14 protein-coding genes are annotated in these 23,389 nt (G+C 69.0%); 11 read left to right on the forward strand and 3 right to left on the reverse strand.

From position 1 onward, the window contains the following. Positions 1-45: 45 nt before the first annotated feature. Positions 46-396: a trypco2 family protein gene (locus OHS33_RS28365; protein ID WP_330333241.1), complete on the forward strand. Its 351-nt coding sequence runs from the start codon at positions 46-48 to the stop codon at positions 394-396. After that, positions 393-3,566, forward strand: coding sequence for a tetratricopeptide repeat-containing serine protease family protein (locus OHS33_RS28370; RefSeq protein ID WP_330333242.1), 3,174 nt, complete (start codon positions 393-395; stop codon positions 3,564-3,566). The genes OHS33_RS28365 and OHS33_RS28370 overlap by 4 nt, the downstream gene beginning before the upstream one ends. Here OHS33_RS28370 and OHS33_RS28375 read toward each other — a convergent pair. Continuing rightward, entirely contained in the window at positions 3,563-5,092 is a 1,530-nt protein-coding gene (locus OHS33_RS28375) for a helix-turn-helix domain-containing protein (protein ID WP_330333243.1), read from the reverse strand. The genes OHS33_RS28370 and OHS33_RS28375 overlap by 4 nt on opposite strands. Before the next feature lie 782 nt (positions 5,093-5,874). Between OHS33_RS28375 and acnA the strand changes: the two genes are divergently transcribed. The 4 genes from acnA (at position 5,875) to OHS33_RS28395 (ending at position 12,330) form a co-directional block, all read left to right on the forward strand. Further along, a complete protein-coding gene (gene acnA / locus OHS33_RS28380; RefSeq protein WP_330333244.1) occupies positions 5,875-8,604 on the forward strand; it encodes an aconitate hydratase AcnA in 2,730 nt (909 codons plus the stop codon). 308 nt (positions 8,605-8,912) lie between these two features. Beyond that, positions 8,913-10,367: an N-acetylglucosamine/diacetylchitobiose ABC transporter substrate-binding protein gene (gene ngcE / locus OHS33_RS28385; protein ID WP_330335242.1), complete on the forward strand. Its 1,455-nt coding sequence runs from the start codon at positions 8,913-8,915 to the stop codon at positions 10,365-10,367. A gap of 79 nt (positions 10,368-10,446) precedes the next feature. After that, the gene (locus OHS33_RS28390; protein ID WP_330333245.1) at positions 10,447-11,391 is read left to right on the forward strand and encodes a carbohydrate ABC transporter permease; all 945 of its coding nucleotides are present in this window, start codon (positions 10,447-10,449) and stop codon (positions 11,389-11,391) included. 12 nt (positions 11,392-11,403) lie between these two features. Beyond that, positions 11,404-12,330, forward strand: a complete 927-nt coding sequence (locus OHS33_RS28395) for a carbohydrate ABC transporter permease (RefSeq protein WP_330333246.1) — start codon at positions 11,404-11,406, stop codon at positions 12,328-12,330. Here the strand turns inward: OHS33_RS28395 and OHS33_RS28400 are convergent. Beyond that, positions 12,323-13,048 (reverse strand): MgtC/SapB family protein, encoded by a 726-nt coding sequence (locus OHS33_RS28400; RefSeq protein WP_330333247.1) that lies wholly within the window; start codon positions 13,046-13,048, stop codon positions 12,323-12,325. The two genes, OHS33_RS28395 and OHS33_RS28400, sit on opposite strands and share 8 nt — an antisense overlap. Before the next feature lie 28 nt (positions 13,049-13,076). Next, positions 13,077-15,797 (reverse strand): magnesium-translocating P-type ATPase, encoded by a 2,721-nt coding sequence (mgtA, locus tag OHS33_RS28405; protein WP_330333248.1) that lies wholly within the window; start codon positions 15,795-15,797, stop codon positions 13,077-13,079. Between the two features lie 584 nt (positions 15,798-16,381). On the opposite strand from mgtA, the gene OHS33_RS28410 reads away from it, so the two are divergent. The 5 genes from OHS33_RS28410 to dxs all read left to right on the forward strand — a co-directional run bounded on the left by OHS33_RS28410 (position 16,382) and on the right by dxs (position 23,336). Continuing rightward, complete coding sequence (locus OHS33_RS28410; protein WP_330333249.1) at positions 16,382-17,584, forward strand: ROK family transcriptional regulator; 1,203 nt, start codon at positions 16,382-16,384, stop codon at positions 17,582-17,584. Positions 17,585-17,702: 118 nt separating this feature from the next. Beyond that, positions 17,703-18,812, forward strand: coding sequence for a sugar ABC transporter substrate-binding protein (locus tag OHS33_RS28415; RefSeq protein WP_330333250.1), 1,110 nt, complete (start codon positions 17,703-17,705; stop codon positions 18,810-18,812). A gap of 206 nt (positions 18,813-19,018) precedes the next feature. Then, on the forward strand, positions 19,019-19,807 hold the full coding sequence (locus OHS33_RS28420; RefSeq protein WP_330333251.1) for an ATP-binding cassette domain-containing protein: 789 nt from the start codon (positions 19,019-19,021) through the stop codon (positions 19,805-19,807). 26 nt (positions 19,808-19,833) lie between these two features. Beyond that, positions 19,834-21,129, forward strand: a complete 1,296-nt coding sequence (locus tag OHS33_RS28425; protein ID WP_443065474.1) for a sugar ABC transporter permease — start codon at positions 19,834-19,836, stop codon at positions 21,127-21,129. 290 nt (positions 21,130-21,419) lie between these two features. Next, complete coding sequence (dxs, locus tag OHS33_RS28430) at positions 21,420-23,336, forward strand: 1-deoxy-D-xylulose-5-phosphate synthase (protein WP_330333252.1); 1,917 nt, start codon at positions 21,420-21,422, stop codon at positions 23,334-23,336. Positions 23,337-23,389 lie beyond the last annotated feature (53 nt).

A 23,389-nucleotide genomic window follows, 5' to 3' on the forward strand; every position in this document is an offset into this window, starting at 1 on the left:
ATAGTGGTAGCGGTTGACGGTGGACCGAACGGGGGAGTCGGAGACGTGCGCGATCCGTTGGAGAACGTGGAACTCACGGAGGCCGTACAGGGCTTGCGGGATCAGCTGATGGCCTCGGTGCACGCCGCGGACGGCCGGCGCATCAGGTTCGAGGTCGACGAGATCACTCTGGACTTCTCGGTCGAGCTGCGGCGCGACGCGACCGCCAAGGCCGGGTTCAAGGCATGGGTGGTCTCCGGCGACGCCCAGGTGGGGGTGGCGCGGAACGCCGTCCACAAGGTGTCCGTGAAGCTGAAGCCGAAGGACTCGGCCAACGGCGGGCCGATCGAGATCGGACACCAGGCCGAAGTCGACATGGGTGACTTCGAGCGTCCGTCCGGACTGCGCGGCGGATGAGCGCCCGGTCCGTCGAACGCATCGCCATCGTCCAGGGAGCGCGGCAGGGCAGCGGCTTCCTGCTGGACTCCCGCCTGGTGCTCACCTCGGCGCACCTGTTCGAGGGGGAGGGCGGGGCTGCTCGCGTCGCCGTCCCCGGAGGGACGGGTACGCGCAGCTGCCGCCTCGTGTGGCGCCGCTACGACGAGTCGTGCGACGCGGCCCTGCTGGAAGCGGACGAAGACCTGGTCAGGGACGCCACGACGTGCCGGATGTCCGACGTCCGGTGGGGCCGGACCACCGGCCTGGCCGCCTGGGAGAACTGCGAAGCGGTGGGCTACCCGCGCATCTCGCTCCGGGACGGGATGAGGCCGGACACCGAGCAGATCGTGGGCACGCTGAAGCCGGGGTCGTCCATCCTGCGCGGCCGCTACGTCCTGGACAGTTCCCACGCCCCGCCGCCCGCGGACGGCACCCCCAGCGCATCGCCGTGGCAGGGGATGTCGGGCGCCGCGCTCTTCGCCGGCGAGTATCTGATCGGCGTGGTCTCCGGGGATCCCGCGCAGTGGGGTCACGCGCGGGTGGAAGCCGTTCCCCTCTCCGTCGTGGCGGCCGATGCCGGCTTCCGGCGGGCGGTGGAGGCAGCCGCAGGGGTCTGCCCCGAAGTGGTGGAGATCGGCAGGCCGGCGCCGCAGGTGGTGCACGAGGCCTCCGCCTCCCGCGAGGGCGACTGGCTCCCCGTCGCCGACGCCCACGCGGTCTCCTTCGGTGTTCATCGTGCGCCGGATGCCGTCGGCCACCCGGACGTCGTGCAGTACGTGCCGCGCCGCGTCGATGCGCAGGTGGACGCCCGGCTCGAAGCGCTGGCGGAAACGGGCGGCATGCTGCTGCTGACGGGGGATTCGGCCGCGGGCAAGTCGAGGGCCCTGTTCGAAGGCATGGTCCGCAATCTCCGGGACCGGTCGGTCTGCAAGCCGGACCCCGACGTCGACCTGTCCTTCCTGCTCTCCTCCTCCGGAAGCGATCAGGAGAAGGTCGTATGGCTCGACGACCTGCACAACTACCTGCGGTCCGACGGGCTGACGCCGTCCCTGCTCGACCGGCTCGTCCGCCGCGGCACGGTCGTGCTCGCCACGCTGCGCACCGAGTTCCACGAGCACTACACGGATGAGGAGGACGGCCCGTCGCTCTCGCGGGGCACGGGGCCGCGCCTGCCGTCCTCGCCGGGCAGAGTGATCCGCGCGGCACATCACCTCACCCTGGACCGGATCTGGACCGATGACGAGCGGCGGGCCGCGTCGTCGCGCGAGGATCCGCGCATCGTCGCGGCACTGAACGCCGACAGGGCACACGGGGTGGCGGAGTACCTCGCGGCGGGACCGCAGGTCCTCAAGCGGTGGAAGGCCGCTTCCCGGGTGAAGGGCAACCCCCGGGGTGCCGCGCTCGTCGCGGCCGCCGTCGCCCTCGCCCGCACAGGTGTGGACACCGCGCTGGCGCCGGAGTCCCTGGAACGTCTCCACGCGTACTTCCTCGACCGGGCGGGCGGCCCGGCGCTGCGGCCGGAAGGCATGGAGGAAGCCTGGGACTGGGCGTCCAGGATCGTGCTGGGCGTGACCAGCCCCCTGGTCCCGGGCCGGGGAGGAACGTGGAAGCCCTTCGACTACCTCGTGTCCGACGCCGCGCGCCGGTCCCGTCCGAGCGAGCTCCCGGGCCAGGTGTGGGACGAGGCCCTGCGCATCGTGGACGACACGCGCCGTGTGCTGGTGTCGACCGTCGCCAGGGTGGCGGGCCGGCCGGACGTGGCCAAGGAGGTGCTCCGCCCCCTCGTGGAGGCGGACGATCCCGACGGCCTGATCAACCTGGGGGCGCTGCTGACCGCGGAGAAGGACTATGACGGTGCCGGCCGCTGCTTCGAGCGCGTCTTCTGCCTGGGCGAAGCCGCCGGGGCTCACAACATGGGTTCCCTGTCGGTCGCGAGGGGCGACCTGGACGCGGCACGGGACTGGTACGAGCGTGCGATCGAGTCCGGGGAGACAGAGTCGATCGGCGCCCTCGGCCTGGTCCACGAAAAGCTGGGGAACCAGCACGAGGCGATAGCGCTCTGGAAGCGCGGTACCGAGGCAGGCGATCCCGGGAGCGCCCTGCACTACTCGGACTGGCTGAGGTCCGAGTGGCAGTCCGACGAAGCCGTCGAGGCCCTGAGGGTTGCCGCGGACGGCGAGATCCCGCTCGCCGCACTCTCGTACGCCGGTGTCCTCCTGCGCCGAGAAGACCCCGAGACGGCGAACGCCTATGTCTCGCGTGCCTACGAAACGGCGGTCAAGCAGGGGAATCTGGGCGACCCCATCGGCTGCCTGATGGCCGGAGTGACCGCGTACTCCTTCGGCAACGTCCCGCTGGGGGAGGAGTGGTGGAACCGGGCGCGGGAGCACGGCCAGCCATCGGACTGGGTGGTCCTGGAGGCCGAGGAGGGCTCGGCCGGACTCCCGCGCCTGGCCTTCAGCCAGGACTGCCTGGACAGACTCGGGCAGGAGGAAGCCCGTTCCCTCATGCAGTTGCTGTGGGCCGGCGACTGCCAGGACTGCGGCTACCCGCTGCGCGACGGCGTTCCGGCGCTCCACGTGGACGACCAGTACAGCTGGGCCCAGGCACGGCTCTTCCACTTCGGCCTGTGCCGATATCCGCAATGGAACGATTCGGCCCTGATCAATGTGGCCAAAGAGGCGGGTCTCAGCTGGAAGGCCTTCGCCGCCGGAGTGCCCGTGCGGGAGCGCAACGGCCTGCTCGTTCCCGCTCTCCTGGTCAACCCCTCCATCGAGGCGGCGCAGTTGGTCCAGAGCGGGGACAGCTGGACGGCCACGTCTGCTTACGGGCCCCGGTCGCCCCTCGCCGAGGCGCTCAACCTGCAACCGCTGTGGTCCGGTTTGCCGCCCAGATCTTCCGACGGGCGTGCTTGGGCGTTCACCGGTCCCGGTGAGGTCGCGGTGGCAACGCTCGGCCAGCTCTGGACCGCTCCCGCGACCGAGGAGTTCATCGCACTGGTGCAGCAGTACGGGGAAATGCTGCTCATCGTGGCGAGCGCCGTCGGACCTGCTTCCCAGGCCTCCGCGGAAGTCGTGATAGACGCCGTGGAGGCCTGGGACACGATGACCAGGTGGGTCCCTCTGAAATCCGATGCCTCGGGTTCCTAGATATCGCGGAAGATCTCGATCTGGGCGCCCACCGAGTTGAGGCGTTCCGCCAGTTCCTCGTAGCCGCGGTTGATGACGTAGACGTTGCGCAGGACCGAGGTGCCCTCGGCCGCCATCATCGCCAGGAGGACGACCACCGCGGGGCGCAGGGCCGGGGGGCACATCATCTCGGCCGCGCGCCAGCGGGTGGGGCCCTCGACCAGGACGCGGTGCGGGTCCAGGAGCTGGAGGCGGCCGCCGAGGCGGTTGAGGTCGGTGAGGTAGATGGCCCGGTTGTCGTACACCCAGTCGTGGATCAGGGTCTGGCCCTGGGCCACGGCCGCGATGGCCGCGAAGAACGGGACGTTGTCGATGTTCAGCCCGGGGAACGGCATCGGGTGGATCTTGTCGATCGGGGCTTCGAGCTTCGACGGGCGGACGGTGAGGTCCACCAGGCGGGTGCGGCCGTTGTCGGCCGTGTACTCCGCCGAGCGGTCGTGGTCGAGGCCCATCTCCTCCAGGACGGCGAGTTCGATCTCCATGAACTCGATCGGGACCCGGCGGATCGTCAGCTCCGACTCGGTGACCACGGCGGCGGCGAGCAGGCTCATCGCCTCGACCGGGTCCTCGGAGGGGGAGTAGTCGACGTCGACGTCGATGTTCGGTACGCCATGCACGGTCAGCGTCGTGGTGCCGATGCCCTCGACCTTGACGCCCAGCGCCTCCAGGAAGAAGCACAGGTCCTGGACCATGTAGTTCGACGAGGCGTTGCGGATGACGGTGACGCCGTCGTGCCGGGCGGCGGCGAGCAGCGCGTTCTCGGTGACCGTGTCCCCGCGCTCGGTCAGCACGATCGGGCGGCCGGGGGAGACGCCCGCCTCGACCTCGGCGTGGTAGATGCCCTCGGTCGCGGTGATGTCCAGGCCGAAGCGGCGCAGGGCGATCATGTGCGGCTCGATGGTGCGGGTGCCGAGGTCGCAGCCGCCCGCATAGGGCAGCTTGAAGTGGTCCATCCGGTGCAGCAGCGGGCCCAGGAACATGATGATGCTGCGGGTCCGGCGGGCCGCGTCGGCGTCCATCGCGTCCATGTCGAGCTTGGCCGGCGGGATCAGTTCGAGGTCCACGCCGTCGTTGATCCAGCGGGTGCGCACGCCGATGGAGTTCAGTACCTCCAGAAGGCGGTACACCTCCTCGATGCGGGCGACCCGGCGCAGGACCGTGCGGCCCTTGTTGAGCAGTGAGGCGCAGAGCAGCGCGACACAGGCGTTCTTGCTGGTCTTGACGTCGATGGCGCCGGAGAGGCGGCGGCCGCCGACGACCCGCAGGTGCATCGGGCCGGCGTAACCCAGCGACACGATCTCGCTGTCGAGCGCTTCACCGATTCGGGCGATCATCTCAAGGCTGATGTTCTGGTTGCCGCGTTCGATGCGGTTCACCGCGCTCTGGCTGGTGCCGAGCGCATCGGCGAGCTGACTCTGTGTCCAGCCCCGGTGCTGACGGGCGTCACGGATGAGCTTGCCGATGCGTACGAGGTAGTCGTCTGCCATGGCTGCACGGTATCTCACATATGAGATGTAGATCGCGCCGGGTGTGGCGGACGGGTGTCACCGACCGTCAGGCGTGCGGCGGCGCCCGGCATTCGGCCCGCCTGCGCGGATGGGGACAAAAGGGGACAGTGGCTCCCCCTGGGCCGCGTCGGGCAGTTGCCGGCCGAGTGGGTTCGCCTCAAACGCCGGCGGGGCTTGGGGTGTCCCCCGTATCCGGGGTCGGGGTGGGCGGGCCGTGTCCGTGCCGGTGCCCCGCACGAGTGTCTCCTCGGCTCGCGGCCGCGGGCCGGTCGGAGACTGTGCCCGGTGGTGACCGCTCGTCCTGCGGGGACACTCCTGCGTGTCCCCGTCCCGGCCACGACCCGCCGCGGCGGGTCCGGCGTCAGGGTGGTGGGGTCGGGCCGCGGAGGAGGGTCCCCGCAGGACGAGCGGACAGCACAGCTCCGCTTCTCCGACCCGCCGAGTTCCGCGAGCCGAGGAGACACTCCGTAGGGGGCCGGCGCCACCGCCCTGACACCCCACCGACCCCGGGTGCGGGGACACACCCCGAGCCCCGCCGGCGATTGAGGCGCACCCACCGCGGGGGACCCGAACGCCCCGCCCCGCCCCCACGGGAACACCCGTCGGGCCGGACATGTACTAGAGTTATCTCGACATCGAGATAACTGCCGAAGGCGCGCCGCAGCCCCCCGCTGGAGTAAGGGTTACCTAACTTAGCCTCACCTTAGCGGATTGGCCACAGTGCCACGCGGCAGGATGCGGTAGAACGCGCGAATTCATGCATGAAGGAGACTGTCGTGTCGGCGAACAGCTTCGACGCCCGCAGCACGCTGCAGGTGGGCGACGAGTCGTACGAAATCTTCAAGCTGGACAAGGTCGAGGGCTCCGCCCGTCTGCCTTACAGCCTGAAGGTGCTGCTGGAGAACCTGCTCCGTACCGAGGACGGCGCGAACATCACCGCCGCCCACATCCGGGCGCTCGGCAACTGGGATTCGCAGGCCCAGCCGAGTGAGGAGATCCAGTTCACGCCGGCCCGCGTGATCATGCAGGACTTCACCGGTGTGCCCTGTGTCGTGGACCTCGCCACCATGCGCGAGGCCGTGAAGGCGCTCGGCGGCGACGCCTCCAAGATCAACCCGCTGGCCCCGGCCGAGATGGTCATCGACCACTCGGTCATCGCCGACAAGTTCGGCACGGCCAACGCCTTCCAGCAGAACGTGGAGCTGGAGTACGGCCGCAACAAGGAGCGCTACCAGTTCCTGCGCTGGGGCCAGACCGCCTTCGACGAGTTCAAGGTCGTCCCCCCGGGCACCGGCATCGTCCACCAGGTCAACATCGAGCACCTGGCCCGCACGGTCATGGTCCGTAACGGCCAGGCGTACCCCGACACCCTCGTCGGCACCGACTCGCACACCACCATGGTCAACGGCCTGGGCGTGCTGGGCTGGGGCGTCGGCGGCATCGAGGCCGAGGCCGCGATGCTCGGCCAGCCGGTCTCCATGCTGATCCCGCGCGTCGTCGGCTTCAAGCTGACCGGCGAGCTGCCGGCCGGCACCACCGCCACCGACCTGGTGCTCACGATCACCGAGATGCTGCGCAAGCACGGCGTCGTCGGCAAGTTCGTCGAGTTCTACGGCCAGGGCGTCGCCGCCACCTCGCTCGCGAACCGCGCCACCATCGGCAACATGTCGCCGGAGTTCGGTTCCACCGCCGCGATCTTCCCGATCGACGACGAGACCCTGAAGTACCTGCGCCTGACCGGCCGCGACGCCCAGCAGGTCGCGCTCGTCGAGGCGTACGCCAAGGCCCAGGGCCTGTGGCTGGACCCGGCCGCCGAGCCCGACTTCTCCGAGAAGCTGGAACTCGACATGTCGACGGTCGTCCCGTCGATCGCCGGCCCGAAGCGCCCGCAGGACCGCATCGTCCTCGCCAACGCCTCGCAGCAGTTCGCGCAGGACGTGCGCAACTACGTCGAGGACGACGACGAGGCGGGCAAGGAGTCCTTCCCGGCCTCCGACGCCCCGGCCTCGGCCAACGGCGTGCCGACCCGCCCGACGCTGGTCACCCTGGCCGACGGCTCGTCCTTCGAGATCGACCACGGCGCCGTCACGGTCGCCGCGATCACCTCGTGCACCAACACCTCGAACCCCTACGTCATGGTCGCCGCGGCGCTCGTGGCCAAGAAGGCGACCGAGAAGGGCCTGACCCGCAAGCCGTGGGTCAAGACCACCCTGGCCCCGGGTTCGAAGGTCGTCACCGACTACTTCGACAAGGCCGGCCTGACCCCGTACCTCGACAAGATGGGCTTCAACCTCGTCGGGTACGGCTGCACCACCTGCATCGGCAACTCCGGTCCGCTGGACGAGGAGATCTCGAAGGCGATCAACGAGCACGACCTCGCGGTCACCTCGGTGCTCTCGGGCAACCGCAACTTCGAGGGCCGGATCAACCCGGACGTCAAGATGAACTACCTGGCGTCGCCGCCGCTGGTCGTCGCGTACGCCATCGCGGGCTCCATGAAGGTGGACATCACCAAGGACGCCCTCGGTGTGGACCTCGACGGCAAGCCGGTCTTCCTCTCCGACATCTGGCCGACGGAGGCCGAGGTCAACGACGTCGTCGCCAGCGCCATCGGCGAGGACATGTTCAGCAAGTCCTACCAGGACGTCTTCGCGGGCGACGCGCAGTGGCAGGCGCTGGAGATCCCGACGGGCAACACCTTCGAGTGGGACCCGCAGTCCACCTACGTCCGCAAGCCCCCGTACTTCGACGGCATGACGATGGAGACCACCCCGGTCTCCGACATCGTCGGCGGTCGCGTGCTGGCGAAGCTGGGCGACTCGGTCACCACCGACCACATCTCCCCGGCCGGTGCGATCAAGGCCGACACCCCGGCGGGCAAGTACCTCACCGAGCACGGTGTCGAGCGCCGCGACTTCAACTCGTACGGTTCCCGCCGCGGCAACCACGAGGTCATGATCCGCGGTACGTTCGCCAACATCCGCCTGCGCAACCAGATCGCCGCGGGCACCGAGGGCGGCTTCACCCGCGACTTCACGGTCGAGGGCGCGCCGGTCGCGTTCATCTACGACGCCTCGCAGAACTACCAGGCCGCCGGCATCCCGCTGGTCATCCTGGCGGGCAAGGAGTACGGCTCGGGCTCGTCCCGTGACTGGGCCGCCAAGGGCACCGCGCTGCTCGGCGTCAAGGCCGTCATCGCCGAGTCCTACGAGCGCATCCACCGCTCCAACCTGATCGGCATGGGCGTCCTGCCGCTCCAGTACCCGGAGGGCGTCACGGCGGCCTCCCTCGGCCTCACCGGCGAGGAGACCTTCTCCTTCACCGGCGTCGAGGAGCTGAACAACGGCACCACCCCGCGCACGGTCAAGGTCACCACCGACACCGGTGTCGACTTCGACGCGGTCGTCCGCATCGACACCCCGGGCGAGGCGGACTACTACCGCAACGGCGGCATCATGCAGTACGTGCTGCGGAACCTCATCCGCAACTAAGCACATCGGCACCAAAGGGCCGTATCCCCGTTAAAGGGGGTACGGCCCTTTTCGTTGTCCCGGACCACCTCCGGCGGGCGGGGCCAGGTGACGGTGAGGTCTCAACTCGGAAAAGCCCAAGGTCTTCTCTGTGCATGATCTTGCTCACCCGAGCGGAAGTGGACTATACCTGTGCCCGTCCGGACTACCGCGTCTCCCGCGGTGCCGGACCGGGGGACGGGCGGGGACCTGCGGCGTTGTCCGCATGCGCGGCAGCTGCCGTGACTTCCGGCCTCCTTCACACTTCTGACGAAGGCGAGGACATGAGCATGGGATCCATCTCCGCCCAGGGCGAGCACAACAACGGTGAGGGCCTCGGCCGCCGCGACCTGATCCGGCGGTCGGCGGCACTCGGCCTGATCGCCGTGCCGACGATGAGCTTCCTGTCCGCCTGCGCCTCCGGCGGCGGCGCCGACAAGCCCTCGGACACCGCCTCCAAGGGCGTCACGTCCAAGGACAACCCCTTCGGTGTCGCCAAGGGCAGCAAGATGGACATCGTCGTCTTCAAGGGCGGCTTCGGTGACGACTACGCGAAGGCCTGGGAAGCGGCCTTCGACAAGAAGTGGGGCACCTCCAGCACCCACCTCGGCACCCAGGAGATCACCGCCAAGCTCCAGCCGCGCTTCAACGGCGGCAACCCGCCGGACGTCGTCGACGACTCGGGCGCCCAGCAGATCAAGGTCGACGTCCTGGCCAAGGGCGGCCAGCTCGCGGATCTGACGCAGGTGCTCGACGCGCCCTCGCTCGACGACCCGGCCAAGAAGGTCCGGGACATGCTGCTCCCGGGCACCGTCGAACAGGGCACCCAGGGGGGCAAGTTCGTCGCCCTCTACTACGTCTACACGGTCTTCGGCTTCTGGTACTCGGGCAAGCTCTTCAAGGACAAGGGCTGGACCGAGCCCAAGACCTGGGACGAGTTCCTCGCCGTCTGCGCCAAGGCCAAGGCGGCCGGCATCGGCGGCCTCGCCCACCAGGGCAAGTTCCCTTACTACATCAACGTCGTCATCATGGACCTCATCGCCAAGAAGGGCGGCATCGAAGCCGTCAAGGCGATCGACAACCTGGCGCCGAACGCCTTCGCGGACAACCCGGCCGCCCTCGCCGCGGTCGAAGCGGTCTACGAGGTCGTCGAGAAGGACCTCCTGATGCCGGGCACCAACGGTCTGACCCACACCGAGTCGCAGACCGCCTGGAACCAGTACAAGGCCGCCTTCATCCCCTCCGGTTCCTGGCTGGAGAACGAGCAGCTCAAGCAGACCCCGGACGACTTCGACATGAAGTTCCTCCCGATGCCCGTCCTGGCCGACAGCAAGATGCCCTTCGAGGCCATCCGCGCCGGCGCCGGCGAGCCCTTCATCGTCCCGGAGAAGGCCGCGAACAAGGCCGGCGGCCTGGAGTTCCTGCGCTCGATGCTCTCCCGCGAGTGGTCCACCCTCTTCGCCCAGCAGGCCAACTCCCTGACCGTGGTCAAGGACGGCGTGGACCCCAACGTCAAGCTGCGCCCCGGCACCCAGTCCGCGGTGACCGCGCTCAAGGCGGCCGGCACCAACACCTTCGCCTACCTGTACCCCGACTGGTACAGCCAGATGGACAACGACATCCAGGCCGCGTCCAATGAGCTGATGGCCAAGCGAATTCAGCCGAAGGAATGGATCAAGCGGGCCCAGGCTGCGGTAGACAAGGCGGCCAAGGACCCCAACGCCAAGAACAACCACCGCAGCTGACGCCATCGTCCCCGGCCGGTCCCCCCGGCCGGGGGCACCCACCCAGCGGTAGCTGGGGGAACCATCAGGGACGGACACCATGAGCCAAGTCGCCCGGGGCAAAGGACAGGCCGGCTTCATCGCCGGCTTCCTCCTCCTGCCGCTCGCGCTGTATCTGACCTTTGTCATCTGGCCGTACATTCAGACGTTCGGCTATTCCTTCACCAACTGGTCCGGCCAGTCACCGACGTTCGACTTCGTCGGCCTGGACAACTATTCGGCCCTGATGAAGGACGAGGTCTTCCGGGGCGCCCTGTGGCACAACCTGTTCCTCCTGGTGTTCGTCCCGACCATCACCATCCTGCTGGCCCTCTTCTTCGCCTTCATGGTGAACGTCGGCGGGCGCAGCGGCGCCGGCGGTGTCCGGGGCGTCCGGGGCGCGCCCTTCTACAAGATCGTCTACTTCTTCCCGCAGGTCCTCTCCCTCGCGATCCTCGCCGTCCTCTTCGGCGCGGTCTACCGCAGTGACCAGGGCGGCCTGCTCAACGGCGTACTGATCAAGCTGGGCATCGTCGACCCGCAGCACCCCATCGAATGGCTCAACGAGCCCAACCTGGTGCTGTGGTGCATGCTCGGGGTCGTCGTCTGGCACGGAGTCGGCTTCTACCTGGTGCTCTTCTCCGCCGCGATGCAGACCGTCCCCAAGGACATCTACGAGGCCGCGCTGCTCGACGGCGCGGGGCGCGCCCAGACCTTCATCAAGGTCACGCTGCCCCTGCTGTGGGATTCTGTGCAGACCTCCGCGGTCTATCTGGGCATCGCCGCGATGGACATGTTCGTCCTCGTGTCGACCATGACATCGGGCCAGTTCGGCGGCGGACCCGACCATCACGGCGAGGTCATGGCGACGGTCCTGATGCGCAACTTCCTGTACTTCGGCAAGAGCGGCTACGCCTGCGCCATGGGAGTCGTCATGCTCGTCCTCACCCTGATCCTTTCCCTCATCACGCTGCGCGCGACCCGCCGCGAGCGCATCGAGTTCTGAGCGGGAGACACCATGACCACAGTCACCAAGGCACCCGGTGAGGCCGCGGCCGAGCGGACCGACCGCAAGAAGCCCGCCAAAACCGGCGGCCCGGGCCGCTCCGAGGGCGCGGTGCTCAACGTCTTCTCGCACGGCTTCCTCGCCGTGTGGGCCATATTGATCGTCCTGCCCCTGATCTGGCTGGCGCTCGGTTCCTTCAAGACCGACAGCCAGATCGGCGGCTCTGCGCTGAGCTGGCCCTCCAACTGGCACTTCGACGCCTTCTCCCGCGCCTGGGACAAGGGCATCGGCGACTACTTCGGCAACACCGTCATCGTGATGGTGTTCTCGGTCCCGCTGACCATGCTGCTGGGCTCGATGGCGGCGTACGTGCTGGCCCGGTACCCGTTCAAGGGCAACCGGACCATCTACTACTTCTTCGTCAGCGGGGCGATGTTCCCCGTGTTCCTGGCGCTCGTACCGCTGTTCTTCATGGTCAAGCGGCTCGACATGCTCAACAGCTACCAGGGCCTGATCCTGGTGTACGTCGCCTACTCGATGCCCTTCACCGTCTTCTTCATGCACTCGTTCTTCCGCACGCTGCCGACCGCGGTGTACGAGGCGGCGGTGATCGACGGGGCGTCCGACACCCGGATCTTCTTCCAGGTGATGCTGCCGATGGCCAAGCCCGGCCTGATCTCCGTCGGGATATTCAATGTCCTGGGCCAGTGGAACCAGTACATCCTGCCCGCCGTGCTCATGCAGCCCCAGACCGGATCGGACCCTGAGCGCTACATGCTCACCCAGGGCCTGATCCAGCTCCAGTACCAGATGGGCTACGAGACGGACCTGCCGGTGCTCTTCGCCGGTGTGACCATCGCGATGATCCCGATGCTGGTGGTCTACCTGTCCTTCCAGCGGCAGATCCAGGCCGGTCTGACCTCCGCCACCCTCAAGTAGCGGACGGGTCCGGCACCACCGACCAGCTGACCGCCGAGACCGAGGGGTCCAGCGAGAGGTTGCTGACCGCATCCTCCAGCGCCTTGCCCCCGGCCCCCTCGGCGGTCAGCAGCGCCGACACCGTCACCAGGCCCTCCTTCGGGCCGTCCTGGCTGCGGATGGAGCGCAGCTGGTAGCCGGGCCGGCCGAGCGCGTCGACCAGCCGGTGGCGGATGTGGGCCTCCTCCGCCTCCAGGCACACCGCCTCGAAGTGGAAGTCGGTGGCCACCTCGGCGCCGCCCCGCGGTTCCCGGTCCAGGCGCCGGCCCAGCGGGCGCAGCAGGAGGTTGGCTCCCACCACGCCCGCCGTGCCGAAGGCGGCCAGGACGAACATCCCGGTGCCGGCCAGGCAGCCCACGGCCGCCGAACACCACAGGGTGGCCGCCGTGTTCAGGCCCCGAACGCTCAGGCCGTCGCGCATGATCACACCGGCGCCGAGGAAGCCGATCCCGGAGACGATCTGCGCCGCGACCCGCGAGCCGTCGTACTGGACCTCGGACACCTCGCTCATGAATCCGTACTGCGAGAGCAGCACGAACAGCGCGGCGCCGCCCGCCACCAGGGCGTTCGTCCGCAGACCCGCCATCCGGGCCCGCCACTGCCGTTCCAGGCCGATCGCCGCCCCGAAGCCGAGCGCGGCGGCCAGGTGCCCGGCCATCTGCCATTCGGTGAGCTGCATCGGCCTTTTCCCCTCTGTGTGCGGCCTGCTAGAGCCAGGTGTTGAACTTCTTGATGTACACGGTCTTCAACAGCTGCGTGAGCGTGCAGTACGCGAGCAGGACGCCGATCAGCCACGGGAAGTAGCCCGCGGGCAGCGCCACGAAGCCCAGCGACTCGGCCAGCGGCGAGAAGGGCAGGTACAGCCCGGTCAGCACCGCGAGGACGGTCATCACCATCACCGGCCAGGACGCCCGCGACTGGATGAAGGGGATCTTGCGGGTACGGATCATGTGGACGATCAGGGTCTGCGAGAGCAGCCCCTCTATGAACCAGCCGGACTGGAAGAGCGCCTGGTTCGCCTCGCTGTTGGCGGCGAACACGTTCCACATGATCACGAACATCGCGATGTCGAAGATCGAGCTGATGGGGCCGATGCAGACCATGAACCGGCCGATGCCCTTGGCGTCCCAGTTGCGGGGCTTGCGCAGGTACTCCTCGTCCATCCGGTCCCACGGGGTGGCCAGCTGGGCGATGTCGTAGACCAGGTTCTGCACCAGCAGCATGATCGCGAGCATCGGCTGGAACGGGATGAACGCGCTCGCGACCAGCACCGAGAAGACGTTGCCGAAGTTCGAGCTGGCCGTCATCTTGATGTACTTGATCGTGTTGCCGAAGGTGGTCCGGCCCTGGAGCACGCCCTGTTCCAGGACGGTCAGGTCCTTCTCCAGCAGGATGATGTCCGCCGACTCCTTGGCGATGTCGACGGCGGTGTCGACCGAGATGCCGACGTCCGCGTCGCGCAGCGCGGCCGCGTCGTTGATGCCGTCCCCGAGGAAGCCGACCGTGTGGCCGTCGGCCTGCAGGGCCCGCACGATCCGGGCCTTCTGGACCGGATTGACCTTGGCGAAGACCGTCGTACGGGCGGCCAGAGCGCGCAGTGCCGCGTCGTCCAGGGCGTCGAGCGCGGAGCCCGTCACCACCTGGCCGACGTCGATGCCCACGTCGGCGCAGACCCGCGCCGCGACCAGCTCGTTGTCACCGGTGATCACCTTGACCGTGATGCCCTTGTCGGCCAGGCCCTGCAGGGCCCGGGCCGCGTCGGCCTTCGGCGGGTCGAGGAAGGCGAGGAAGCCGACCAGGGTCAGCTGGTCCTCGTCGGCGACGGTGTAGGTGTCGCGGGGGGTGGCGACCGACCGGGTGGCGACGGCCAGCACGCGCAGGCCCTCGCGGTTGTTCTCCTCGGCGATCCGGGTCACGTGCCAGCGCAGCTGCTCGGTCAGTTCGACCTTCTGCCCGCGGTCCGTCATGTGGGTGCACAGGTCGAGGACCTCCTCCACCGCACCCTTGGTGATCATGATGTGCTCGGACCGGCCGACCCCGCCGGCCAGGGTGTTGCGGTTGAGGACCACGGACATCCGGCGCCGGGCGAAGTCGAAGGGGATCTCGTCGACCATCGAGAACCGAGCGTCGACGACAACCTCCTCGGCCTCGTTGACGCGGTCGATGACCGCCTGGTCCATCAGGTTCTTCAGGCCCGTCTGGAAGTGCGAGTTGAGGTAGCCGTACTCCAGCACCTCGTCGTCCGGGGCGCCGTGCACATCGAGGTAGCGGTCCAGGACGATCCGGTCCTCGGTGAGGGTGCCGGTCTTGTCCGTGCACAGCACGTCCATCGCGCCCAGGTTCTGGATCGCGTTGAGCCGCTTGACGACGACCTTGCGCTTGGCCATGGCGACCGCGCCGCGCGCCAGGTTGGCGGAGACGACCATGGGCAGCATCTCGGGCGTCAGGCCCACCGCCACGGCGATGCCGAGCAGGAACGCCGCGTTCCAGTCGCCCTTGGTGAAGCCGTTGATCATGAAGACGACCGGGACCATCACCAGCATGAAGCGGATCAGCAGGAAGCTGACCTTGCGCACCCCGGTGTCGAAGTTGGTCTGCGGGCGCTCGCCGACCAGCGAGCCCGCCATCGAGCCGAAGTAGGTGTCGGAGCCGGTGGCGACGACCACCGCGGTGGCGGTGCCCGAGGTGACGGACGTACCCATCAGGCAGAGGTTGTCGGCCTCCACCGGGTCGGTGGTCTCGAACTGGCCGAGGTCCTCGGCCCGGGTGTCGGCCTTGGCGACCGGCAACGACTCGCCGGACAGCGCGGCCTGGCTGACCATCAGGTCCTTGGAGGTGACCAGCCGCAGGTCGGCGGGGATCAGGTCGCCGGCGGCCAGCTTCACGATGTCACCGCGGACCACCCGGTCCATCGGGACCTCGAAGGTGGTCGGGCCGGAGCCGCTGCCGGCCCGGCGCTGCACCGCGCAGGTGGTGGTGACGAGCTTGTTCAGCGCGTCGGCGGCCCGGCCCGAGCGGAACTCCTGCCAGAAGCGCAGCAGGCCGCTGATCCCGACCATCACCGAGAGGATGACGACGCCCGGGTCGGCGGGGTCCTGCCAGTACATGACGGCGGCCAGGAAGACGAGGACCGCGATGAAGGGGTTCGCGAAGGCCTTCGCGAGCTGGATCCACCAGCGGGGGGCGCGCTCGTGGGCGACGACGTTCGCGCCGTCCCGCTCCAGGCGCAGCGCGGCCTCGGCGTGGGTGAGGCCGTGGCGGCCGGCGGTCAGGTCCTGCAGGACCTGCGGGCCGGGCCGGGCGCTGAGCGTGGCGAGCCGCTCGCCGACGGCGCGGGTACGGGCCTCCAGCTCGGCGGCCTTGCGCTCGCGGCGGGCCCGGCCCGGCGGTGCGAGCTTCGTGGGGGTGCGAGGGGTGAGCATGGTCATGACGAATACCTCCCTCCACGGCGCCCGGACGGCATGGAGCCGTGCGGTCACGTGGAGTGATCATGGGTCGGCGCGGGGCGGCACGGAGCCGGGAAGAGCGCCGACGGGCATGGCGGGGTTCTCTCCGGACAAAGTCCGGGGGGCGCACGCCGGGCACGGGGCCGGGGCGTACGGAGGGCATGAGGAAGTGCACGGACATCCGCGGACACACCGCGGCCGTGCGCACTCAAGGAAGAAGAGTCAGCCGATCAGCGGCTGATTAACCAACGAGAGCGCGGCAAGGACTTCGATCGGGACTCATCCCGAACACCTCCTCGCATAGCGCTGACATCGACAGGGCGCCCGGTCCGGCCGGAAAGGCCGCAGAGGATCGGCGCCTCAGCGACCGTAACACGGGCCGGGGGGATGTTTCTCTCGTACTTATGACCGATAGTGGCCGATTCGTGCTGCGTCGGCCTCTTGACGTCTGGATGTCCAAAGGCTCGACTTAGAGTTCACAAGTTGGAGAGACGCCGGGGTCTCGTGACCCGACCCCGGCCGGGGGGCGACGGCAGGCCGTCGCTAATGGCAGGAGTGGATGAGTCGTGAAGACTCCGGGATCGCAGTCGTCTCTGCACCGCGCGAACCTCGAACGGGTCGTGCGCGCGGTCCGGCTCGCCGGCTCGCTGACCCAGGCGGAGATCGCCCGTACCACCGGACTGTCGGCGGCCACGGTCTCCAACATCGTCCGTGAGCTGAAGGACGGCGGGACCGTCGAGGTCACCCCGACCTCGGCCGGTGGCCGCCGGGCCCGCAGCGTCTCGCTCAGCGGGGACGCGGGCATCGTCATCGGCGTCGACTTCGGCCATACGCACCTGCGCGTGGCGGTCGGCAACCTCGCCCACCAGGTGCTGGCCGAGGAGGCCGAGCCGCTGGACGTCGACGCCTCCTGGGTGGACGGCTTCGACCGGGCCGAGGCCCTGGTCAGCAGCCTGATCGAGAGCATCGAGGTGAGCCGGGACAAGGTCATCGGCGTCGGTCTCGGCGTCCCCGGCCCGATCGACGGGGAGTCCGGGAACCTCGGGTCCACCTCGATCCTGCCGGGCTGGGCCGGGATCAATCCGCGCCGGGAGCTGTCGCAGCGGCTCGGCGTGCCGGTGTACGTCGACAACGACGCGAACCTCGGCGCCCTGGGCGAGCTGGTGTGGGGCAGCGGCCGCGGGGTCAAGGACCTGGCGTACATCAAGGTCGCCAGCGGCGTCGGCGCCGGTCTGGTGATCAACGGGCAGATCTACCGGGGCCCGGGGGGCACCGCGGGCGAGATCGGGCACATCACGCTGGACGAGTCGGGTCCGGTCTGCCGCTGCGGGAACCGGGGCTGCCTGGAGACCTTCGCGGCGGCCCGCTACGTCCTGCCGCTGCTGCAGGGCAGCCACGGCCCCGAACTCACCATGGAGCGCGTGGTCGAGCTGGCCCGGGGCGGCGATCCGGGCTGCCGCCGCGTGATCACCGACGTGGGCCGGCACGTGGGCAGCGCGGTGGCCAGCCTCTGCAACCTCTTGAACCCGAGCCGGGTGGTGCTGGGCGGTTCGCTGGCGGACGCCGGAGAGCTGGTCCTGGCTCCCATACGCGAGTCCGTGGGGCGCTATGCGATACCGAGTGCGGCGCGTCAGTTGTCGGTCCTCACCGGGTCGTTGGGCGGGCGGGCCGAGGTACTGGGCGCGCTGGCGCTCGTACTGAGCGAGATGGGCGATTCGACCCTGCTTGGCGGGTTTCAGGAACCCGTGCTGCTGCATTCAGTTAGATAACGGATGGCACCGTTGTCATCTCGTTAAGGATTCACTCCTTGACGGCAATCTTGCGGCCGGGGTTGACTCACACCCACCTCGGCCGCAACGTTGCGGCCTCGTCAGGGAGGTTCAAGTAATGAACACGCGTATGCGCAGAACCGCCGTAGCCGTCGCCGCCGGCGCCATGGCCGTCTCGCTCGCCGCTTGCGGCAGTGCGAAGGAGTCCGGCACCAAGTCGGACACCAACACGGTCAAGGGCAACGCGATCAAGGTCGGCCTGCTCCTGCCGGAGAACCAGACCGCGCGCTACGAGAAGTTCGACAAGCCGCTCATCGAGAAGCAGGTCGCCGACCTGACCGGTGGCAAGGGCGAAGTGGTCTACGCCAACGCGAAGCAGGACGCGACCACGCAGAACTCGCAGGTCGACACGATGATCACCAACAAGGTGAACGTCCTGATCGTCGACGCCGTGGACTCCAAGGCCATCGCGGGCGCCGTCAAGCGGGCCAAGGACGCGGGCATCCCCGTCGTCGCCTACGACCGCCTCGCCGAGGGCCCGATCGACGCCTACACCTCCTTCGACAACGAAGAGGTCGGCAAGGTCCAGGGCAAGGCGCTCCTGGAGGCGCTGGGCGACAAGGCCAAGGACGGCCAGATCGTCATGATGAACGGGTCCGTCACCGACCCGAACGCCAAGCTGTTCAAGCAGGGCGCGCACTCCGTCCTCGACGGCAAGGTGAACATCGCCAAGGAGTACGACACCGTCGAGTGGAAGCCGGAGAACGCCAACACCAACATGGCGGCCGCGCTCTCCGCGGTCGGCAAGGACAAGATCGTCGGCGTCTACTCGGCCAACGACGGCATGGCCGGCGGCATCATCACCGCCCTCAAGGCGGCCGGTCTGACGACCCTGCCCCCGGTCACCGGTCAGGACGCCGAACTCGCCGGTGTGCAGCGGATCGTGGCGGGCGAGCAGTTCATGAGCGTCTACAAGCCGTACGCCCCCGAAGCCGAGGCCGCCGCGAAGATGGCCGTCGCCCTCGCCAAGAAGGAGCGGATCGAGGTCGTCACGACGTCCAAGGTCGACAGCCCCACCACCAAGGGCATCCCGTCCGTGCTGATCCCGGTCGTCTCGCTGACCAAGGCGAACATCAAGGACACCGTCATCCGGGACAACGTCTACTCGGCCGACGAGATCTGCACCGACAAGTACACGGCCGCCTGCGCCACCCTCGGCCTGAAGTAAGGCCGCGCCGCGCCCGGCGGGCCGATCGCCCGCCGCGCCGGCCCCCACACCTGTCCGGTGCCCCGCCTCCATCCCGCCATCGGCGGGGCGCCGGACAGAAAACGCCCCTCGCGAAGCCGTGAGGAAACGTTTTCTCTACCCTTGTAAATACCCCCTGTGGTCCTGCTCTTTTGCACGACATCCCCGCCGGTCAGGCGGCGAAGGAGATGGTTCATGTGTCCGCTGCGCCCGTGCTGGCGTTGCGAGGGGTCTCGAAGAGGTTCGGCGCCGTCCAGGCCCTGACCGACGTAGAACTCGAGATCCACTCAGGCGAGGTGGTCGCCCTGGTCGGCGACAACGGCGCCGGTAAGTCCACGCTGGTCAAGACGATCGCCGGCGTACACCCCATCGATGACGGAGTCATCGAGTGGGAGGGGCGCCCGGTGTCGATCACCAAGCCCCACGACGCCCAGAACCTGGGCATCGCGACGGTCTACCAGGACCTCGCTCTCTGCGACAACATCGATGTCGTCGGCAACCTCTTCCTGGGCCGCGAGCTCAAGCGGCGCGGTGTCCTCGACGAGGTGGAGATGGAGCGGCGCGCCCGCGAGCTGCTCACCACCCTGTCCATCCGGATCCCCAGCGTCCGCATCCCGATCGCCTCGCTCTCCGGCGGTCAGCGCCAGACCGTGGCGATCGCCCGCTCCATGCTGGGCGAGCCCCAGCTCGTCATCCTCGACGAGCCCACCGCCGCCCTCGGCGTCGAGCAGACCGCACAGGTGCTCGACCTCGTGGAGCGGCTGCGCGAGCGCGGCCACGCCGTCATCCTCATCAGCCACAACATGGCCGATGTGAAGGCGGTGGCCGACAAGGTGGCGGTACTGCGCCTCGGCCGCAACAACGGCGTCTTCTCCGTGAAGGACACGTCGCAGGAAGAGATCATCTCCGCCATCACCGGTGCCACGGACAACGCCGTGACCCGCCGGGCGGCCCGCACCGGGGAGGCCCGCAAGTGAGCACCCAGAATCCCTCCGCCGGACCGCTGGGCAAGGGCCCCGCGCACGCCAAGCCGAGCGGTCACATCGACCCGGTCAACCCGGCCGCGGCGCACGACGCCATCCCGGCCGTCGACCCCCGGCTGCTCGTGCGCGAGCAGGGTTTCGCCGGATACCTGAACGAGTTCGGCCGCAAGCTCAAGTCCGGCGACCTGGGCTCCGTCCCCGTCGTCCTCGGTCTGATCATCATCTGGAGCATCTTCCAGAGCCTGAACTCGCACTTCCTCGGCCCCGAGAACCTCACCAACATCGCGATCACGATGACGGCCACCGGCATGATCGCGGTCGGCATCATCTTCGTCCTGCTGCTCGGCGAGATCGACCTCTCGGTCGGCTCGGTCAGCGGCGTCTCGGGTGCGATCGTCGCGGTCCTCGCGGTCACCCACGGCGTCAACGAATGGCTGGCCATCCTCGCGGCGATCGCCGGAGGCGCCCTGATCGGCGCCGTCCACGGCTTCTTCTTCGCCAAGATCGGCGCCCCGGCCTTCGCCGTCACCCTTTCGGGCCTGCTCTTCTGGTCCGGCGCCATGCTGCAGATCCTCGGCAGCAACGGCACGGTCAACATCGACTCCGAGGGCGTGGTCGGCAAGCTGACCACGTACTTCTTCACGGACGTGGCCGTCGGCTACGGGCTGGCCGCCCTCGCCACCGCGGCGTACTTCCTCGCCTCGTTCTCCGACGCGCGCCGCCGCGAGGCCGCGGGCGTCCCCTCCCGGCCGCTCGGCGAGATCCTGCTGCGCACCGGTCTGCTCGCGGTGTTCACCTTCGGCCCCGCGGTCGTGTTCAACCAGTACAAGGGCATGCCGCTCGCGGTGCTGCTCTTCCTGCTGGCCCTGGTCGCCACCGACTTCGTGCTGCGGCGCACCACCTTCGGCCGTCAGATCTTCGCCCTCGGCGGCAGCGTCGAGGCCTCCCGGCGCGCGGGCATCAACGTGAACCGGGTCCGCATCACCGTCTTCGCCATCGCGGGTACGTTCGCGGCGATCGGCGGCCTGTTCTGGGCCTCCAAGATCGCGGCGGCGAACCAGAGCGCCGGCGCGGGCGACCTGCTGATGAACGTCATCGCGGCGGCCGTCATCGGCGGCACCAGCCTCTTCGGCGGCCGCGGCCGCACCTGGAACGCCCTGCTCGGTGTCATGGTGATCACATCGATCCAGTACGGTCTGGCCCTGGAGGGGATCGCGACGCCGATCCAGTACATGATCACCGGCGCGGTGCTGCTGGCCACCGTGGTGATCGACTCCGTCACCCGCAAGACGCAGAAGACGGCGGGACGCGCCTAACGGCACCCGCCCGGATCCGGACCCGGCCCAGGTCGGACCCCGTCCGGCCCGGCCGCGGCCGGGACACGCCCGGGCCCTCACCCGTCCGGACGTACGCCGCCACAGTGCCCGACACCACCCCGCGTGGTGTCGGGCACCTGTGCGTACATCCACCCGAACGTGGCGTGTGAGGCGGCGCGGGTGTGTACAGATATGACAAAGGCGTGATGTCACCGGGACGGCCCGGCGACCGGCGCCGCGAGCGGAACATTAGACTCGACAGACCAGCAAGCAACTGCAAGGAGGCACGGGTGCTGCTGACCCGCATCAAGGGACCGCGCGATCTGGACCGGCTCAGCCAGGAGGAGCTCCTTCAGCTCGCCGCCGAGATCAGGTCCTTCCTCGTCGACGCCGTCTCCAAGACCGGCGGGCACCTCGGCCCCAATCTCGGCGTGGTCGAACTGACGATCGCCCTGCACCGGGTCTTCGATTCGCCGAAGGACAAGGTCCTCTTCGACACCGGCCACCAGTCCTACGTCCACAAGCTGCTCACGGGCCGCCAGGACTTCGGGAACCTGCGCTCGAAGGGCGGCCTCTCCGGCTACCCCTCGCGCGCCGAGTCCGACCACGACGTGATCGAGAACTCGCACGCCTCCACCGTGCTGGGCTGGGCCGACGGCCTGGCCAAGGCGAACGAGGTGCTCGGCCGCGAGGACCACCACGTTGCGGCCGTGATCGGCGACGGCGCCCTCACCGGCGGCATGGCCTGGGAGGCGCTGAACAACATCGCCGCCGCCAAGGACCGCCCCCTGGTGATCGTCGTCAACGACAACGAGCGCTCGTACGGGCCCACCATCGGCGGCCTCGCGAACCACCTGGCCACCCTGCGCACCACGGACGGCTACGAGCGCTTCCTGGCCCGCGGCAAGGACCTCCTGGAGCGCACCCCGGTCGTCGGGAGGCCGCTCTACGAGACCCTGCACGGCGCCAAGAAGGGCCTCAAGGACTTCATCGCCCCGCAGGGCATGTTCGAGGACCTCGGCCTGAAGTACATCGGGCCCATCAACGGCCACGACGTGGAGGCCCTGGAGTCCGCCCTGCAGCGCGCCAAGCGCTTCAGCGGCCCGGTCATCGTCCACTGCCTCACCCAGAAGGGCCGGGGCTACGAGCCGGCCGAGCAGGACGAGGCCGACCGCTTCCACGGCATCGGGCCGATCCACCCGGACACCGGGCTGCCGGTCTCCACCGACGCCGCGAGCTGGACCTCCGTCTTCGCCGACGAGATGGTCAAGCTGGGCAAGGAGCGCAAGGACATCGTCGCGATCACCGCGGCCATGCTCCAGCCCGTGGGCCTCAAGCGGTTCGCGGACGCCTACCCGGACCGGATCTTCGACGTCGGCATCGCCGAGCAGCACGCCGCCACCTCGGCGGCGGGCCTGGCCACCGGCGGCGCCCATCCGGTCTTCGCGGTCTACGCGACCTTCCTCAACCGCGCCTTCGACCAGGTCCTCATGGACGTGGCCCTGCACAAGTGCGGGGTCACCTTCGTGCTGGACCGGGCCGGTGTCACCGGTTCGGACGGCGCCTCCCACAACGGCATGTGGGACATGTCGATCATGCAGGTGGTCCCGGGCCTGCGGCTCGCCGCCCCGCGCGACGCCGAGCAGCTGCGCGCCCAGCTGCGCGAGGCCGTCGAGGTCAACGACGCCCCGACCGTCGTGCGCTACTCCAAGGGCGTCGTCGGCCCGGCGGTCCCGGCCGTCGGCCGGATCGGCGGAATGGACGTGCTGCGCACTCCGGCCCCCGAGGTCACCCGTCCGGACGTACTGATCGTCTCGGTCGGCGCGCTCGCCCCGATGTGCCTGGAGATCGCCGATCTGCTCGACAAGCAGGGCATCTCCTCGACCGTCGTGGACCCGCGCTGGGTCAAGCCGGTGGACGAGGCCCTGGCCCCGCTCGCCGACGCCCACCGGGTCGTCGTCACCGTCGAGGACAACGGGCGCACCGGCGGTGTCGGCTCGGCCGTCTCGCAGGCACTGCGGGACGCGGGGGTCGACGTACCGCTGCGCGACTTCGGCATCCCGCAGCGCTTCCTGGACCACGCCTCCCGCAAGGAGGTCATGGCCGAGATCGGGCTGACCGCTCCGGACATCGCGCGGCAGGTCACCGGCCTGGTCGCCAAGCTGGACGGCCGCTACGAGAACGAGCCGGCCGCCACGGTCGACTAGGTCGTCCCTGATCATCTGCGGTTGCACGGCACGGGCCGGAAGGTTCACCCTGA

Origin of the sequence: Streptomyces sp. NBC_00536 (assembly GCF_036346295.1) — a bacterium.
Taxonomy (GTDB): Bacteria; Actinomycetota; Actinomycetes; order Streptomycetales; family Streptomycetaceae; genus Streptomyces.

What these genes read in the sequence shown, in the direction of transcription:
- OHS33_RS28375 (WP_330333243.1), bottom strand. Translation starts at nt 5,092, where the DNA reads ATGGCAGACGACTACCTCGTACGCATCGGCAAGCTCATCCGTGACGCC.
- OHS33_RS28395 (WP_330333246.1), top strand. Translation starts at nt 11,404, where the DNA reads ATGACCACAGTCACCAAGGCACCCGGTGAGGCCGCGGCCGAGCGGACC.
- acnA (WP_330333244.1), top strand. Translation starts at nt 5,875, where the DNA reads ATGAAGGAGACTGTCGTGTCGGCGAACAGCTTCGACGCCCGCAGCACG.
- OHS33_RS28400 (WP_330333247.1), bottom strand. Translation starts at nt 13,048, where the DNA reads ATGCAGCTCACCGAATGGCAGATGGCCGGGCACCTGGCCGCCGCGCTC.
- ngcE (WP_330335242.1), top strand. Translation starts at nt 8,913, where the DNA reads ATGGGATCCATCTCCGCCCAGGGCGAGCACAACAACGGTGAGGGCCTC.
- OHS33_RS28370 (WP_330333242.1), top strand. Translation starts at nt 393, where the DNA reads ATGAGCGCCCGGTCCGTCGAACGCATCGCCATCGTCCAGGGAGCGCGG.
- OHS33_RS28390 (WP_330333245.1), top strand. Translation starts at nt 10,447, where the DNA reads ATGAGCCAAGTCGCCCGGGGCAAAGGACAGGCCGGCTTCATCGCCGGC.
- OHS33_RS28415 (WP_330333250.1), top strand. Translation starts at nt 17,703, where the DNA reads ATGAACACGCGTATGCGCAGAACCGCCGTAGCCGTCGCCGCCGGCGCC.
- OHS33_RS28420 (WP_330333251.1), top strand. Translation starts at nt 19,019, where the DNA reads ATGGTTCATGTGTCCGCTGCGCCCGTGCTGGCGTTGCGAGGGGTCTCG.
- mgtA (WP_330333248.1), bottom strand. Translation starts at nt 15,797, where the DNA reads ATGACCATGCTCACCCCTCGCACCCCCACGAAGCTCGCACCGCCGGGC.